The following is a 16,800-nucleotide window of genomic DNA, read 5'->3' on the forward strand; positions in this document are numbered from 1 at the left end:
GCCGCGGCGTCCCTGAAACGGAAACGGAAACGGGAACGAAAACGGGAACGGAAACGCTCGCGCATGCTCCGCGCGACGAGCGTGAGCTCGATGCACAAGCGCTCGTCGCGGGCGAGCTCGGAGCGCGCTAAAATCCGCTGATCCGCTGCAGCGTACCGCTGGTCCGGTGACTTCGCGAGCGCCATCGGGAGGATCTCGGCGGCAGCGAGGCGCCGCGCGCGCCGCGATCTCGCGCGGATCCAGCGCTCCACCGCCAGCGATGCGGCGCGCGACGCGCGCGCCGTCCGCTGCGCGCGCGACGTCCGCTGCGCTCCGCGACGCGACGCTGCGCGCGATCCACCACCCGCACATCGCGTGCGCGCCCCCGCCCGGCGAGCCCACGCAGATCCGCGCCGAGATGTCGCAAGCTCCGAAGGATCGCAATCGCTTCACCGGCCGACGTGTATTAGTCCGTCGGGCCGCCAGCGCACAAGCGCCTACTGCACGTCAGAGAAGGGCCGGGGGCGCCGTCACGCTCAGTGATCGCCGCCCGCCGTTTCCTCTTTCTTCGGCTTTTTGAAGTACCGAACGCGCTTCTGCTGCAGCGGGTACCAGACGCTGTGCGGAACGATCGGTGTGGATTCGAACATCCGGCCGGCGCCAGGCGCCTCGGCGCGCGTGAGCCGGACGGCGCGCGGGCCTGACGGCGGATGGACGGCGGCGCCGGCGAGATCGGTATCGCCGCCGAGGGCCACCGAGAGCGGCCGAGGCAGGTAGATCCGCGAGGAGCAGCCGAGCCCCGCCAGGAAATCCTGGAGCAGCCTGGCGTCGCGCGGGTGCGGGTCGACGGGCGCCGGGGGCGGCGCCGATGCGTCCGGCGCCAGCGCGGGGGCCGGTGCGCTGGACGGCCCGGCCCCGGCCCGCTCGACGTAGATCAGCATCCCATCCTCGTCGTTGACGCCCAGCGCGGCCACGGCCCTCGCGCTGCCGAGCGCCCCCGTCGCGATCCGGACCGCGCCGCGCACCGGGGAGGTCGGCGAGGCGGAGAAGGACCCAGCCGAGTGCCAGATGCTCGACCCCTCGCCCTGCCCCGCGCCGGGCGCCGCGGCGCCGTCGCTGAAGACCGCCACGGTCGCTCCCGCCCCTGCCGGCGGGGACGCCCCGGGCTCGCCCAGCGGCGCGGCCGCGACGGTCCGCGGGTCGACCTTGAGCACCCGCAGCCGGACGTCGGGCCGCGCGGGATCGGGGCGGATCTCGGTGATCGCGAGCGCATAGGGGAAGCCGTGCTGCGGGAGCCCCTGGGTGCGCCAGGCGCCCTCCCCCGCCACGGCCGGCGCCGCGCGGGGCGCCAAGGGCGGCCCCGGCAACAGGTGCCGCAGCGTCATGTAGAAGAAATCGCGCGCCTCCCGCCGGATATAGCGGGGGAAGTTCATCAGGCCCATGCCGCGGATGAGCCGGCGGCCGCGGAACCGGTAGCCCGAGAGCCCCGAGACGTCGCCCTCGGTCTCCCATTCCCCCTGGAGCGGGCGCCCGAGCGGCGGCAGCTCGCCGCTCGGCGCCACACGATAGAACTCGAGCCCGCTGTGGCCCGCGTTCATGTCGAGCGCGATCCCGTAGGAGCAGCGGGCCTGGATCATCGCCTGGGCCAGGGCCTCGGGGCTCACGTCGGCGCCATAGAAATAGGCGACGAAGCGCTCCCGGGTCAGGCAGATGCCGGTCCTGACCGTGTGCGTCTTGTCGGCCCACCCGGGCGGCGTGCCTCCCCACCACGTCCGGCCGAAGGGATTCCATTTCTCGTCCTCGACCATGACCGTCATGTTCTGGCGGAACGACAGCATCCATTCGGGGACGGTCTCGTCCTCCGACCAGCTCCCGAAGACGGTGCTGCCGTCGCGCCGGACGGCCACCGTCGCGGCGTAGGGCTTCGGCGGCAGGTACATCACCCCGTCGGCCATCATGCCGAACTCGCCGTGCATCGCCTGGAAGCCGGCGTTCGACGCGGCGACGACGCGCTTCATGACCTCGGGCGTGCGCGGGATGAGCCCCGGCCCGGCCTCGCCCGTCGCGCCCTTGGGCTCCACCGTGCCCGCCATCATGTGGAGCTCCACCTGGCGCGGGTCCCAGAGCGCGATGTAGACGCGCGTCGCCTTGCGCGAGCGGTCCGTCCGGAGGAACGTGGTCATGAACGCCGGCGGGAGCCCGTCGAGCTGGCGCACGAAGGCGTCGCCGCCCTGCGGGTTCCACTGCCCCTCGCCCGGCAGCGGCGGCGTCACCCAGGGATCGAGCCGCGCCGGCGGCCAGCCGATCTCGGGATCGATCGGGATCTGGCGGACGGGCCGATCCAGCTCGCTCTGGCCGAGGTCCGAGGCGATGTCCTCCGCGCCTGTGTCGCCCGTCACCGCCTCCTTGTTGCGGAGGACGAAATCGAGCGCCGTGAACGCCACGGCCTTGACCGTCTGCATCGCGGCGTCGCCGATCACGAGGCGCACGCGGTCGACCGCCCAGGTGACGAGGTTCCCCGGCCGCGCGACCTCGGACGCCTCGGCGCGGATCCACGCGGGCAGCGCCGCGTCGTCCACGCCGCGCACCGGCAGGCGGGCCTCGCGGCTGCCCGCGCGGACGACGACGGCGCTGTCGTCCTCCAGCGCGACGGCGACGTCGCTCGCGTCCGGGCCGCGGCGGCTCCGCGGCTCCTCGGCGCCCGGGTCCTCGGCATGTGGATCCTCGGCGCCGCTCTCCTCGCTCCGGGCGAGGTCGATCGCGAAGGTCCGCCGGCCGATCCCGCGCAGCCGGCCTGTCGCCTGCCAGCTGGTGACGGCGTGCTGGAGCCGCTCGACGAGCGACCACTCCGCGCCGCCGGAGAGCGCTTGCCCGTCCAGCTCGAGCACGTGCACCGTGGGCGAAGCGGCCTCGATCAGCGGGCGCGAGACGTAGGCGAGGGCCTCGCCGCGGAGCACGGGCTTCGACTCGTCCGCGCCGCTCGTCTCGGTGAGGTTGTGGATCGCCGAGACGTCGAGCAGGACGCCCTCCGGCGAGAGCCGCGCGTCGACGAGGTACAGATCGGTGGGCTCCCCGCGCTCGCCGCCGGCGCGCACGCCGCGCGCGCCGCGCACGACCGCGCGCGCGGCGACGCCGAACGGGCGGAGGCCCCCGCGCGGCGGATCCACCCACACCACGTCGCCGGCCGCCGCGGCGACGCCCCGCTCCGCGAGCTCCGTGGCGAGCGCGGTCGAGCGGTCGCGGGCGCCTCCTCCGACGGCGGGCGACATCGCCACGGCCGCGGACGCGCAGAGGACGAGGAGGCCGATGCGCTCGCGGCGCAGGGAGGGCGTTTTCGGGGACTGCATTCGCGGACAACGCGCGGAGGGGCGGGGCTCCTGCCCGGGCGATCGAGGACGACCGGACGCGCGCGCGGCAGCCGTTATCACCGTTTTTGTACCGCGGCCAGGCTCGGGGGCGCGCGGCGCTGGCGTCCGCGGAACCGGCGGTGCTACATCGGGCGCGCCCATGTCGAACGCTGACTCGCCCCCTCTCCGCCGCGACGAGGCGCTGACGATAGCGCGCCTCGCCCACCTCGACCTCTCCGCCGAGGAAATCGAGCGCCTCACCGGTGATCTCGGCAACATCCTCAGCTACGTCCGGCAGCTCGAGGAGCTCGACGTCTCGGCGGTGCCGCCGACGGCGCACGTGCAGATCGAGCGGCTGCCGCTCCGCGCCGACGAGGAGGCGCCGAGCCTGCCGCGCGAGGTGGCCCTGCGGGAGGCGCCGCGGGTCGAGGACGACGGGTTCGCCGTTCCGGCGTTCGTGGACGAGGGGTGACGCCGATGGACACAGCGATCCTCGATCGATCCATCCCGGAGCTCGCGGCGCTCGTGCAGCGCGGCGAGGTGAGCGCCGAGGAGGTGGCCAGGGCCGCGCTCTCGCGCATCGAGCAGCGCGACGGCGCGCTGGGCGCCTTCCTCACCGTGCAGGGGGAGCAGGCCGTCGCGGCGGCGCGCGCGCTCGACGCGCGGCGCGCGCGGGGCGAGGCGCTCGGCCCGCTCGCCGGCGTGCCGATCGGCCTCAAGGACGCGCTCTGCACCGAGGGCGCCCCGACGACCGCCGGCTCGAAGATCCTCACGCGGGCGGCGGCGGGCGGGGACGGCGCGTCCAAGGCGCTCGACCCGGCGCGCGGCTTCCGCCCGCAGTTCGACGCGACGGTCGTCGCCCGCCTGCGCGAGGCCGGCGCGATCCTGCCGGGCAAGTGCAACATGGACGAGTTCGCGATGGGCTCGTCGAACGAGAACAGCGCCTTCGGCCCGGTGAAGAACCCGTGGGACCCGTCGCGCATCCCCGGCGGCTCGTCCGGCGGAAGCGCGGTCGCGGTGGCGGCGGGGATGACGCCCGGCTCGCTCGGGTCGGACACGGGCGGCTCCATCCGCCAGCCGGCGAGCCTCACCGGCGTCGTCGGCATCAAGCCGACGTACGGCCGCGTCTCTCGCTACGGCCTCATCGCGTTCGCCTCGAGCCTCGACCAGATCGGGCCGTTCGCGCAGGACGTGAAGGGCGCGGCGCGCCTGCTCGAGGTGATCTCGGGCCGCGATCCGCGCGACGCGACGAGCCTCGATGCCCCGGTGGGCGCCTGCGAGGCCGCGTGCGGCCGCGACGTCGCGGGGCTGCGCATCGGGGTGCCCGAGGAGTACTTCGCGAAGGGCATCGACGCGCGGGTCGAGGCGAAGGTGCGGGAGGCCATCGAGGGCCTGCGCGGGCTCGGCTGCGAGATCAAGCCCGTGCGCCTGCCGCACACGCGGTACGCCGTGGCGGCCTACTACATCGTCGCGACGGCCGAGGCGTCGTCCAACCTGGCGCGCTTCGATGGGGTGCGCTTCGGGCTGCGCGTGGAGGGCGACCGCGGCGGGAAGGCGGACCTCCAGGGCCTCTACGGCCGGACGCGCGGCGAGGGGTTCGGCCGGGAGGTGAAGCGCCGGATCCTGCTCGGCACGTACGTGCTGTCCGCGGGCTACTACGACGCGTATTACCTGCGCGCGCAGAAGGTCAGGACGCTGATCCGGCGCGACTTCGACGAGGCCTTCCGCGAGGTGGACCTCATCGCGGCGCCTGTCTCGCCGACGGTCGCGTTCCGGCTGGGGGAGCGGGTGGACGATCCGCTGTCGATGTACCTGGCCGACGTCTACACGCTGCCCGCCAGCATGGCCGGGCTGCCCGCGATCAGCGTCCCGTGCGCGACAGCGCAGGCGCCGGACGGCGGGCCTCCGCTGCCTGTCGGCCTGCAGCTCATCGGCCCTGCGCTGGAGGAGGCGCGGCTCTGCCAGGCGGCCTACGCGTGGGAGCAGATCTCCCCGGTGCGCGGGCTGCGCGCGTCGATCGCATGACGAGCGGAGCGCGCCGATGAGCTCCGCGATCACCGTGGCGGCGGCCGGCCCCGAGCACCTCCCGGGGCTCGAGGCGCTCTTCGAGGCCGCCGGCACGCCCTGCTACTGCCGGTACTACCACTTCGGCGGCACCAACAACGAGTGGCTCGCGCGGTGCTCGGACGGCCAGGGCGAGAACCGCCGGGAGTTCGCCGAGGCGCTCGCCTCGGGCAGCGACGAGGCGCGGGGCGTCGTGGCGCTCGCGCCGGAGGCGCCCGACGTCGTCGGGTGGCTCAAGGTCGCGCCCGCGGCAGCGGTGGCGAAGGCGTACGAGCGACGCCTGTACCGCGGGCTGCCTTGCTTCGCGGGCGATCGCGCCGGCGTCTTCCTGATCGGCTGCGCCGTCGTGCACCCGGGCCACCGGCGGCGAGGGGTCGCGACAGCGCTCGTCGCGGGCGCGGTGGAGCTCGCGCCCTCCTGGGGCGCGCGCGCCCTCGAGGCCCTGCCGCGCCGCCCGAAGGAGCCGGTGAGCGACGAGGAGCTGTGGACCGGCCCGGTCTCCGCGTTCACGAGGAACGGATTCGCCGAGGTGCACGCGTTCGAGCCGTACCCGGTCCTGCGCCGGGTGTTGTGACAGCGCCGCGGCGAGGCCGGGCCGGGGTCGCGCTCCGCTTGCGCGCGCCGGCCGACCAGGTAGTGTCGCGCCCGGCGCATGGCTCCCACCTCCGAGCACCCTGAAGCCGCGGCCCACGACGTCGCCGAGCGGAGCTCCGCCGCCGGCGCAGATCACGCCGCGCCTGCCTCCGCCGCGGGCGCGGCCACGGCCGGCGCGAGCGAGCCCCCGGCGTCCGCAGCGGCGGAGGCCTCGCCGACCAGCCGGCGCGCGTCGTCCAGCTCGAGGGGCCGGGTCATCGCGCTCACCGGCGCCGCGTCCTTCCTCGGGCGCAACCTGATCGGGATCCTCGAGGAGGACCCGCGCATCGCGCGCGTGGTGGCCATCGACATCAAGCGGCCGGACACGGGCGGCTCCAAGCTGCGCATGCACACGGTCGACCTGACGGAGCCCGCCTCCGAGGAGCGCGTCGCCGAGGTGCTCGCGGCCGAGCAGGTGGACACGCTCGTCCACCTCTGCTTCCTGTCGTCGCCCACCCCGGCGACCGCCTGGGCCCACGAGCTCGAGTCGGTCGGCACGATGCACCTGCTCCACGGGGCGCGCCAGGCGAGCCTGCGCAAGCTGATCCTCTGGAGCCAGACGATCCTCTACGGCGCGCACCCGACCAACCCCAATTTCCTCACGGAGAAGCACCCGCTCCGGGCGGACCCGGACGAGCGCTTCTTCGCGGACAAGATGGCCGCCGAGCGGGAGCTCAACGCCTTCGGCGCGAAGGCCAAGGGCACGACCGTCACCATCCTGCGGACCGCGCCGATCCTCGGCCCGACCGTCCAGAACTACGTCACCCGGTTCCTGGCGCGGCGCCTGGTCATGACGATGCTCGGCTTCGACCCGCTGTGGCAGTTCATCCACGAGGTCGACGCGATCGCCGCCTTCAAGCTCGCCATCGACAGCGATTTCCCCGGGACCTTCAACATCGTGGGCGACGGCGTGCTGCCGCTCTCCACGATCGTGCGCCTCGCGGGCCGGACGGCGGTCCCGGTGCTGCACAGCGCCGCCGGGCCGCTCGCGTCTGCGCTCTGGGCCGCGCACGCGGCGATCGCCCCGCCCAGCTTCCTGCGGTACCTGCGCTATCTCTGCGTGGCGGACGGCGAGAAGGCGGCGCAGGTGATGGGGTTCCGGCCGGTCTACACGACGCGCGAGGCGTTGCTCGATTACACGAGCGCGCAGCGGCTGCGGGACGTGCGCCTGCTGCAAGAGACGCCTGCGTGATGCGGTTCGGGGGGTGAGCGATGGGCACGGAGCACGATCGAGAGCTCGAGGAAGCAGGGGCAGGGAATGGAGGGAATGGATCGCCGCCGTCGACGCGCGGGCGCCCCGACAGGACGGGGCCCGGGCACGTCGTGCCGAGCGTCGACGTCGAGGACGAGGAGACCCGGTACCTGGCGCCGATCGGCCCGACGGAGCCATCGGACGGGCGGAAGACGCAGTCGTCCGAGGTGCACGCCCCGGTCGTGCCGGTGACGGCCGAGGAGCTCCAGCGCCAGATCAGGGAGCTCGAGGCGCGGCTCAAGCGGATGCTCGCCGGGGGGCCGTCGCCCGACGCGAGCGGCGCGGTGGGAGGCATGCCCGAGACCGAGCGGAGCCCGCGCCTGGGCGGAGCGCCCGCCGCGTCGGCCGGCTTCGCCAGCGAGCCGCCGCTGTCCGAGCCCGGGACGGCGCGCGACGTCCTGTCGACCGACTTCTACCTGCGGCAGTGGGGCCGCGCCGGCCTGCGCCGCCGCTCGGAGGAGGTCGACGAGTTCGGCTTCGATCCCAAGTACGAGGCCCGGTACAGGTCGCTCTTCGACTTCCTGCACAGGCACTATTTCAGGATAGATATCGAGGGCATCGAGCGTATCCCCGCCGAGGGGCGGTGCCTCGTGGTGTCCAACCATTCGGGCGGGCCCATCCCCTACGACGGGCTCATGCTGCGGGCCGCGGTGCGGCGGGAGCACCCGGCGCGGCGGGAGCTCCGCTGGCTGGCCGACGATTTCGTGTACTACCTGCCGTTCGCCGGCACGATCATGAACCGGCTCGGGGCCGTGCGGGCCTGCCAGGAGAACGCCGAGCGGCTGCTCGCGGGCGAGCGGCTCATCGCGGTCTTCCCGGAGGGCGTCAAGGGCAGCGGGAAGCTCTACAAGGACCGGTACCAGCTCCAGCGGTTCGGTCGCGGCGGCTTCATCCGGCTCTGCCTGCGCACGCGCACGCCGCTCGTCCCGTGCGCCATCGTGGGGGCCGAGGAGACGAACCCGCTGTTCTACCGGATCGAGCACCTCACGCGCGCGCTCGGCATCCCGTACCTGCCGATCACGCCGACGTTCCCCGCGCTCGGGCCGCTGGGCCTCGTTCCGGCGCCCACCAAGTGGAAGATCCGCCTGGGCGATCCGGTGCGGTTCGACGCGTACGGCCCGGAGGCGGCGGACGATCAGATCCTGGTGCGGCGCCTCGCGGAGCGCGTGCGCGCGACGATCCAGGGGCTCATCGACGAGACCCTGGCCACCCGGAAGTCGATCTGGTTCGGATGAAGCGATCTGCCGAGGCGAATCCGCACTCCATGCCTGAAAATACGAACGAAGGGGATCCGCCCGCCGGGCCCGAGCGAGCGGCGAGCCGGGGCGCGCGGCCGGAGGGCGTGCTGGTGATCGACAAGCCGCGCGGGCCGACGAGCCACGACGTCGTGGCCCGCCTGCGCCGCGCCCTCGGCGTGAAGCGCATCGGGCACGCGGGGACGCTCGACCCGATGGCGTCCGGTGTCCTCGTGGTGCTCGTCGGCGAGGCCACCAAGCTCGCCTCGTACCTGACCGCGCAGGACAAGCGCTACACGGCGCGGGTCGTCCTCGGCGTGGGGACGGACACCCTCGACGCGGACGGGGAGATCACCGCGACGCAGCCCCTGCCGCCGTGGCTCGACGCGGAGCTCGGCGCCCTCGCCGGGGCCGGCGGGACTCCCGGCGGCGAGGCGCTCGCGCGCGCGGCGCCGCGCATCGCCGCCGCGATCGACGCGGAGCGAGCGCGGCGGGAGCAGGCGCCGCCGGCCTACTCGGCCATCAAGGTCGCCGGGCAGCGCAGCTACGCCCTGGCGCGCGCCGGCCAGGCGGTGGAGCTGTCGGCGCGGGCCGTCGAGGTCCGGTCGCTCGAGGTGACCGGCGCCTCGCGCGGCGTGCCTGGTGCACCTGCCGCGGGCGCTGCGCCGGCCGCGGGCGCTGCGCAGGCCGCGGGCGCTGCGCCTGCCGCGGGCGCTGCGCCGGCCACCCTCGATCTCGAGCTCGGGGTGAGCAAGGGGTATTACGTGCGCTCGCTGGCGCGCGACCTGGGCGCGCACCTCGACGTCCCCGCGCACCTGTCCGCGCTCCGCCGCACGGCGAGCGGCAGCTTCACCGTGGAGCAGGCCGTGTCCCTCGACGCCGGCGCCGAGGTGCTGCGCGCTTCGCTGCGCCCGCTCGCCGACGCAGCCGCCGCGAGCCTCCCGGTCGCCCGCCTGACCGAGCACGGCGCCCGGCGCGCGCGCATGGGACAAGCGCTCACCGAATCCGACTTCTCCATGGCTCCTGCGCACCCTGGCGCCGCTGTATGGCTCGATCCGGACGGGGCCCTGGTGGCGCTCGGCGCCTCGGAGGTCGCCGATGTGGACGCCGGTGAGGGCGATCCGGCGCCATCGCCGACTCGGTTTTCCGTCCTGCGCGGTTTTTCTGAAGCGCCCGACATGCGTGGGAATGCTGCTAGATAAGAGAAACCCACAGCACACGGCAATTCCCTGGACTTCGGCAGATCTACGGCGCATGTCACTGGCAGCGCTCGGCAGGATCGGTCGAGCTGGGGAGTCCGCCTTCGGGCGAGAGCGGCAAGAACGCGTGGTTCCGTCATCTCCTGAGATTTCGCGTCCCGGTCCGGTTGCGCTCCCCTCGCCTGTTCCGTTACGATTCGTCCGTTAGGAGCCTCTGTTTGAGTCCCGATTTCGTTCCATTGCCAGCGCTCGGCGCTGCAGTTCTCTCCGCTGTACTTGGCTCGCTGTTCGTCGGCGCCGACACCGCACTGACGACGTTGAGCGCGACGAGGCTCGGCGCGCTGATAGAGCAGGCGACGGGCCCCACGAAGGCCGCCTACGAGCGGATTCGTCAGGAAGACGCCAAGCTCCGTTCCCGCTACCTGCTCGGCTGGGTCGTATCGACCAGCCTGACGGCCGCCTGCTTCGACCTCTTCTTCCGGCGGATTGTCCCTGGCGCTGCGCTCTATCTCGGGCTGGCGACCACCATCGTCCTCAGCGGAGCCCTTTACGAGGTCAGCTCCACGCTGGGCCGCAAGCACGCCGATCGGGCCGCATCGATGGCGGTCCGCTTCTTGCGCCCTCTCGAGATCGCGATGCTGCCGCTCGCCGTACCGCTCGGCTGGATCGGCTCCAAGCTGGGGCCGCGGGATGGTGAGCAGCCGTCGGATCCGAGGGTTGCCGAGGCGGAGGTCGAGATCCTCGTCGATGAGGTCGAGCGTTCTGGTCTCTTCGGGCGAGAGCCGGCGGAGATGATCCGGAATGTGCTCGAGTTCGCCGATCTCACGGCGCGGGACGTGATGGTGCCGCGATCCAAGGTCGAGGCCATCGAGATCTCCACTCCGCTGGAGAAGGTGCTGGAGATCGTCACCGAGAGCGGGCACTCGCGGTATCCGGTCTACAAGGATCAGACCGACAACATCGCTGGTCTCCTCTACGCGAAGGATCTGTTCAAGGTCCTCGAGGAGCGCCGGCTCAAGAACACGACGCTCCGGGAGATCACGCGGAGCCCGGCCAATTTCGTCGCCGAGTCGCAGCCCCTCTCTTCGCTGCTCCGGGAGATGAAGAGCCGGAGACAGCACCTCGCCATCGTGGTCGACGAGTTTGGCGGGATGTCGGGGATTGTCACCCTGGAGGACGTGCTCGAGGAGATCGTCGGAGACATCCGGGACGAGCACGACGAGACGGACGACGGGGCTGCCATCCAGGATCTGGGCGACGGCCGCCTGGTCGCCGACGCGGCCGTATCGATGAGCGATCTCTCGGCCTACCTGGGCGCCGAGCTCGACCGTGAAGGAAAGTACGAATCTCTCGGCGGGATGCTCACGCAGCACGTGGGCAAGGTGCCCGAGGTCGGCACGGCCGTGAGCAAGTTCGGCCTGCGCTTCATCGTGCGCGACAGCGACGAGCGTCACATCGGCAAGGTCGAGATCGTCCGCCCCCGCGCCATGGGCGCCGGCGGCGCCGCCTGAAGCCCCCCTGACCCGACGCGCAGGAGGGGACCCATCGCCGTCCCCTCCCCTCGGCTCCCCCAGATCGCGAACCCAGCTACACCCCGCCCGCCGCGCGGTGCTTCAGATCTGCCGCGGCCGAGCGGCGCGCGCCCGCACAGGAGACGGGCCCAGATCGGCGTTTTCGGCGCGGAAGCGCACTCCGGTGCGCTGAGCACCGAAAACGTCGAGATGGGCCCGTATCCGAAGCGGGCGCGTGCCGCTCAGCGGGCGAGGGAGAGTTTGTGGAGCTCGTTCGCGAGATCGTCGGCCTCTTTGATGAGGCCGGGCGTCTCGTCGGCGGGGTTGTCCTTCTTGCCCTCGAGCAGCTGGCGGATGTCGATCATCGCGCCGCGCAGCTTGAAGACGATCTGCTCGCTCGTGAAGGCGGCCACGGTCTGGGGGTCGACCGGGAGGACCTGCAGGTCGCCGCCGGCGATGTCACCCTTCGTCCAGCGGGTGGCCTCCTTGTCGGCAGGCTTCACGCCCTGCTGCGTGCGCTCGAGGCGGCTCACCGTGTACTTCGCCGGCCAGTCCTTGCCGAACGGGAACGGCGCCTTGTTGGGAACGAGCTCGGCCAGCGTCTTGTCGCCGTCCCGGCGGAAGACCACCGAGAAGTTCACCACCGGCTCATCCTGCTCCTTCCACGATTTCTCGACGGGAGCCTGCGCCGCGCTGAGCAGGTTCTTGAGGCTGTCCTTGGTCTTGTTCAGATCCTGGACCGACGTGGTGAAGGCGAGCACCTGGCGCATCACCCTGCCAGGGAGGCCGCCGATCTGCTTGTTCTCGAGGTTGGTGGCGTCGAACGGGACGTTGATGGCGCCGAGCTCGGTCGGGAGCTGCGCGGGGAAGCTCTTGCGCGAGAGCGCCTCGGCGGCGGCGCCGAGCTTCTCGTTCAGCTCCTTCATCTTCTCGTTCGCGGCCTTCACGTCCTTCGCGAGCGCCGCGGCGCCGTCGACCGCGAGCTTGCCGCGATCGCCGCGCTCCTTCGCGCCGCCGACGGCGAAGCCCACGCCGATGCCGACGATCGCCGCGAGGCCGGCGTAGAGCGCCGTCTTCTTCGAGGCCTTCCGCCGCTCCTGCTCGACCTCCTCGCCGACCTCGACCTTGATGGTCTGCGCGGCGGCCGTCGGCTTGGGCGGAGGCGTCTGGATCACAGGACGCGGCGCCGGCGCGAACGGAGGCAGCGGGATGCCCGGCGAGATCCCGGGCGGGGGCGCGATGCCCCCCACGGAGGGCATCGGCGGCCGCGCGCTCGGATGCGGCGAGGGCACGCCGATCGGGCCCGCGTTCATGTCGGGAGGCGGCCCCGATCCGGGCTGCGGGCCAGGCATGGGAAGGGGGACGGCCGCTCCCGGCGCCCCGCCTATCGCCGTTTTGCCAAGCCGAGCCTTCAGATCGATTTTGCTCTTCTTCTTTTCTTCAGCCATCGGCTCCTCGAGGACGGGATCGCTGCACCACTTCGCGCTGAAAACTCCAGCTCGCCCGAGGGAATCGACCCACCACGGCCCGAACCGGAGCTGCCCCTGCGCGAGCGGCAACAGAAGACGACACGGGCCGGCCTCCAACAGACCGACATGGGAGCGGGGAGGGCAAGATCAGCAACACGACGGGAGCGCCGGGCGAGCGGACAACCCGCCGGGCACGTTAGCGGCGCGCCGCCTGGAATGTCAACGCGATGGCGATCGCGGCGCAGGATGTGTTTCGACAGGCGATCGCCAGGCCACACGGGCCACCCGGCCCCACGGCAGCCCCCGCCGGCCCGCAGCGGCGCCCTCGCCGGGTCTGCGCCGGCGTCCCCCGCCCATCCTGCGGGCGGCCGCCGGCGGCTGGCCCTCCGCGGAGGGAGCGGGTAGGAAGCAGGGGGTTCATGGTCTCGTTCAAGTTCGGCGGGGGTCGGCCGCCGCGGCTCCGCTCTCCTTCCGGTTCCGGCAGCGGACCGCAGGCGCCGCCAGCTTCATCCACCGGCAACAGACCGCAGGCGCCGCCCGCGGCTTCCTCTGGCGACGGGCGGGAGGCGCCCCCCTCGCCTTCCAGCGGCGGGCGGCAGGCGCCGCCCCCTCCTGCCTCCAGCGGGGGCCGGCGGGGGCCGCCCCCGCGGCGGCCATCGCTCCGGATGGAGACCCGGCGGGTCACGAGCTTCGATGGAACCGACATCACCTACCGCGTGACGCCGCCGCCGTTCGAGGGGGCGAAGACGGTGGTCCTTGTCAACGGGCTGGGCGGGCCGTACCTCGCCTGGCGGGCGCAGGTCGAGTACCTCTCCGACCAGTACCGGTTCATCACGTGGGATTACCGCGGGATGTACGCGTCGAAGCGCCCGTCACCGGACGTTCCGGGCGCCTACGCGGTCGCGAACCATGTCCGCGACCTGGAGGCGATCCTCGCCGTCGAAGGGATCCGGCGCGGCGCGCTGATGGGATGGAGCGTGGGCGTCCAGGTGGCGCTGGAGGCGTTCCGCAGGCTCCCGGGGTTCGCCGCGAACCTGGTCCTGCTGAACGGCACCTACCGCCGGCCGCTGGAGACGATGGGGCCGCTGCCGGGGCTCGGGCGGCTGTTCGTGGCGTTCGCGGCGCGCGCTCACACGCTGGCGGCCCGGGTGACGCGCAGCCCCCTCGGCCCGCCGGACGCGGTGCTCTGGCTGAAGCGAATGGGGCTGCTCGGCAAGACGCTCGACAGCGAGGCGTTCGCCGAGCTCGTGCAGCCGTTCGGCCGGCTCGACATGGACGCGCTCTTCAGCAACCTCCGCGCGCTGGACGCCCACGACGCCGAGCACGTCCTGGAGCAGATCGACGTCCCGACGCTGCTCATCACCGGCGATCGCGATGCGTTCACCCCGCGGGCGCTGGCGCAGTCGATGGCGCGCCGCATCCCGATGGCGGAGATCCTCGTGGTCCGCGGCGGGACCCACACCACCGCGGTCGAGTTCCCCGAGCTCGTGTCGCTCCGGATCGAGCGCTTCTTCGCCGACCACGGCTTCTAGCGCCGCCCGCCCGAAGTCCGGTCAGGGATGACCGGACTTCGGCGCCGCTTCGCGGCGGCTTCGCGCGGGCGGCACCAGCTTTGTTTCCTCGGGGCTCCGCCCCGAACCCCAGCGTCCGCTTCGCGGCCGCGCGGCCCGCCTGGCCCGGGGCCAGGCGGGCGCGCGCCGATCACTTCCGGAGCAGATCGGCGAACGGGTTGTTGCGGAAGCCGCCCGACGAGCTCCCCTGCCCCTTCCCTTGCTGCCCCTGGGCCGGCCGGCGGCCGTCGCCGCGATCGTTGCGGCCGCGCGCGTCGCCGCCTGCAGAGGGGCCGCCCGCCTGGGGGCGCGCGCCGGCGGGAGCGCCGCCCTTCTTCGCGGTGAGCGCGATGCGCTTGCGCACGAGGTCGACCTCGAGCACACGCACCTTGATCTTCTCGCCCACCTTCGCGACCTCGTTCGGGTCCTTCACGAACCTGTCCGCCAGCTGCGAGACGTGCACGAGGCCGTCCTGGTGGACGCCGATGTCGACGAAGGCGCCGAACGCCGTGACGTTGGTCACCACGCCCTCGAGCTCCATGCCCGGCTTGAGATCCTCCATGGTCCGCACGTCGTCGCGGAACTTCGGCGGCTCGAACGTGGCGCGCGGGTCGCGGCCCGGCTTCTTCAGCTCGCTCAGGATGTCGTTCAGCGTGAACGAGCCGACGTCGCCGGCCTCGTACTTCTTCGGATCGATCCGCGCGATCGCCGCCGTGTCGCCGATGAGCGACCCGACCGGCACGCCGAGGTCCGCCGCGATGCGCTCGACGAGGCCGTAGCGCTCCGGGTGCACGGCGCTCGCGTCGAGCGGGTGCTCCCCGCCCCGGACCCGCACGAAGCCCGCCGCCTGCTCGAACGTCCGCGGGCCGACGCCGGGCACGTCGAGCAGGGCCTTGCGGCTCTTGAACGCGCCGTTCAGGTCGCGGTGGGCGACGATCTTCTTCGCGAGGCTCGGGCCGATGCCGGCGACGCGGGCGAGCAGCGGGGCGCTCGCCGTGTTGAGCTCGACGCCGACCAGGTTGACGCAGCTCTCGATCACCTCGTCGAGCTTCCGCGCGAGCAGGCCCTGGTAGACGTCGTGCTGGTACTGGCCGACGCCGATGCTCTTCGGGTCGACCTTCACGAGCTCCGCGAGCGGGTCCTGCAGCCTGCGGGCGATGCTGATGGCGCCGCGCACCGTGAGGTCGAGGTCCGGGAACTCCTCGCGCGCGACCTCGCTCGCCGAGTACACGCTCGCGCCCGCCTCGCTCACCGGGACGCAGAACAGCTTCTCCGACGGTCGCAGATCGGCGTTCGCCGTCTGCTCGTTCAGCCCCTCCGACGCGAGCACGTCCTTCACGAACGCCTCGGTCTCGCGGCCGTGCGTGCCGTTGCCCACGGCGACGGCGCGGAGGGGGTACTTGCGGCAGATGCGGCGCAGGTCCTGGCGCGCGCGCTCGAGGGAGTCGCTGCTCCCGACCAGGTAGATCGTCGTGTGCTCGAGGAGCTTGCCCGTCTCGTCGACGACGGCGCACTTGCAGCCGGTGCGCTGGCCGGGGTCGATGCCGAGCACCGCCTTCGTGCCGAAGGGCGCCGCGAGGAGGAGCTCGCGGAGGTTCTGGGCGAAGACGTCGACCGCGGCGCGATCGGCCTGCATCTTGAGGTCGACGCGCACGTCGCTCTGGACCGCCGGGAGCAGGAGCCGCTTCACGGCGTCGTCCGCGGCCTTCGTGAGCTCGCCGGCCCACGGCGATCTCGGCTTCAGCCCCACCGCGGCGTGGATCGGGGGGACGAGCGGCTCGGGCGCGAGCTCTATCGAGGCGCGGAGGACGCCCTCGGCCTCGCCGCGGCGGATCGCGAGGTAGCGGTGCGACGGGATGTTCGCGACGGGCTCCTCGAAGCTCCCGTACATGTCGAACTTCGTCTGCTTGGCCGCGTGCTCCTCGTTCTTCTGGACCTTGATGACGCCTTCCTTCGCGTAGGCCTCGCGGACGAGCTTGCGCACGTCGGCGTGCTCGGCGATGCGCTCGGCGCAGATGTCGCGCGCGCCGGCGAGGGCGGCCGCCGCGTCGGGGACCTCCTTCTCGGCGCTGACGAACGCGCGGGCCTCCTCCTCGGGGCTGCCGTCGCCCGGCTGCGACCACATGCGATCCGCGAGCGGCTCGAGGCCCCGCTCCTTCGCGATGATGGCGCGCGTGCGGCGCTTCGGCTTGAAGGGGAGGTAGAGGTCCTCGAGCTCGGCCTTGGTGCCGCAGGCGCGGATCTTCGAGGCGAGCGCGTCGGTGAGCTTGCCCTGCTTCTGGATCTCCGTGAGCACCGTGGCGCGGCGCTCCTCGAGCTCGATGAGGTAGGCGCGGCGCTCCTCGATGGCGCGGATCTGCACCTCGTCGAGCCCGCCGGTCGCTTCCTTGCGGTAACGGGCGATGAACGGGACCGTCGCCCCCTCGGCGAGCAGCTTGGCCACCGCCGAGACCCCCTGGCGCGGGAGGCTCAGCTCCGCGGCCAGGAGCGGGACCGGATCGAACGAGCTGTCCGCGCGGCTCGGGACAGCGACAGGGCTCTGCGTCTCAGTCATGGGCGCG

Annotated in this window: 11 protein-coding genes; 8 read left to right on the top strand and 3 right to left on the bottom strand. The window is 72.9% G+C overall.

The features are described from left to right. Window positions 1–515 precede the first annotated feature (515 nt). Complete coding sequence (locus WMF44_RS23345) at window positions 516–3,326, bottom strand: hypothetical protein (RefSeq protein WP_437301316.1); 2,811 nt, start codon at window positions 3,324–3,326, stop codon at window positions 516–518. A gap of 160 nt (window positions 3,327–3,486) precedes the next feature. Here WMF44_RS23345 and gatC point away from each other — a divergent pair, with 160 nt between their 5' ends. The 7 genes from gatC (at window position 3,487) to WMF44_RS23380 (ending at window position 11,220) form a co-directional block, all read left to right on the top strand. Beyond that, window positions 3,487–3,798 (top strand): Asp-tRNA(Asn)/Glu-tRNA(Gln) amidotransferase subunit GatC, encoded by a 312-nt coding sequence (gatC, locus tag WMF44_RS23350; RefSeq protein WP_012236913.1) that lies wholly within the window; start codon window positions 3,487–3,489, stop codon window positions 3,796–3,798. A 5-nt stretch (window positions 3,799–3,803) separates the two neighbouring features. Then, window positions 3,804–5,351 (top strand): Asp-tRNA(Asn)/Glu-tRNA(Gln) amidotransferase subunit GatA, encoded by a 1,548-nt coding sequence (gene gatA / locus WMF44_RS23355; RefSeq protein WP_437301317.1) that lies wholly within the window; start codon window positions 3,804–3,806, stop codon window positions 5,349–5,351. A gap of 16 nt (window positions 5,352–5,367) precedes the next feature. Beyond that, window positions 5,368–5,964 carry a GNAT family N-acetyltransferase gene (locus WMF44_RS23360; protein ID WP_437301318.1) on the top strand — a complete coding sequence of 199 codons (597 nt, stop codon included), beginning with the start codon at window positions 5,368–5,370 and terminating at the stop codon, window positions 5,962–5,964. A 78-nt stretch (window positions 5,965–6,042) separates the two neighbouring features. Continuing rightward, window positions 6,043–7,215 carry an NAD-dependent epimerase/dehydratase family protein gene (locus WMF44_RS23365; protein WP_437301319.1) on the top strand — a complete coding sequence of 391 codons (1,173 nt, stop codon included), beginning with the start codon at window positions 6,043–6,045 and terminating at the stop codon, window positions 7,213–7,215. A 20-nt stretch (window positions 7,216–7,235) separates the two neighbouring features. Further along, the gene (locus WMF44_RS23370) at window positions 7,236–8,510 is read left to right on the top strand and encodes a lysophospholipid acyltransferase family protein (protein WP_437301320.1); all 1,275 of its coding nucleotides are present in this window, start codon (window positions 7,236–7,238) and stop codon (window positions 8,508–8,510) included. A gap of 29 nt (window positions 8,511–8,539) precedes the next feature. Then, window positions 8,540–9,712, top strand: coding sequence for a tRNA pseudouridine synthase B (locus tag WMF44_RS23375; RefSeq protein ID WP_437301321.1), 1,173 nt, complete (start codon window positions 8,540–8,542; stop codon window positions 9,710–9,712). A 164-nt stretch (window positions 9,713–9,876) separates the two neighbouring features. Further along, window positions 9,877–11,220 (top strand): hemolysin family protein, encoded by a 1,344-nt coding sequence (locus WMF44_RS23380; RefSeq protein WP_437301322.1) that lies wholly within the window; start codon window positions 9,877–9,879, stop codon window positions 11,218–11,220. 242 nt (window positions 11,221–11,462) lie between these two features. Here the strand turns inward: WMF44_RS23380 and WMF44_RS23385 are convergent, their stop codons facing one another. After that, entirely contained in the window at window positions 11,463–12,533 is a 1,071-nt protein-coding gene (locus WMF44_RS23385; RefSeq protein WP_437301323.1) for a formin, read from the bottom strand. Window positions 12,534–13,354: 821 nt separating this feature from the next. Between WMF44_RS23385 and WMF44_RS23390 the strand changes: the two genes are divergently transcribed. After that, a complete protein-coding gene (locus WMF44_RS23390; protein WP_437301324.1) occupies window positions 13,355–14,221 on the top strand; it encodes an alpha/beta fold hydrolase in 867 nt (288 codons plus the stop codon). A gap of 169 nt (window positions 14,222–14,390) precedes the next feature. Here the strand turns inward: WMF44_RS23390 and WMF44_RS23395 are convergent, their stop codons facing one another. Next, on the bottom strand, window positions 14,391–16,793 hold the full coding sequence (locus WMF44_RS23395; protein ID WP_437301325.1) for a Tex family protein: 2,403 nt from the start codon (window positions 16,791–16,793) through the stop codon (window positions 14,391–14,393). Window positions 16,794–16,800: the final 7 nt, after the last annotated feature.

The organism is Sorangium sp. So ce426 (assembly GCF_051475585.1).
GTDB classification, from domain to species: Bacteria; Myxococcota_A; Polyangia; order Polyangiales; family Polyangiaceae; genus Sorangium; species Sorangium cellulosum_B.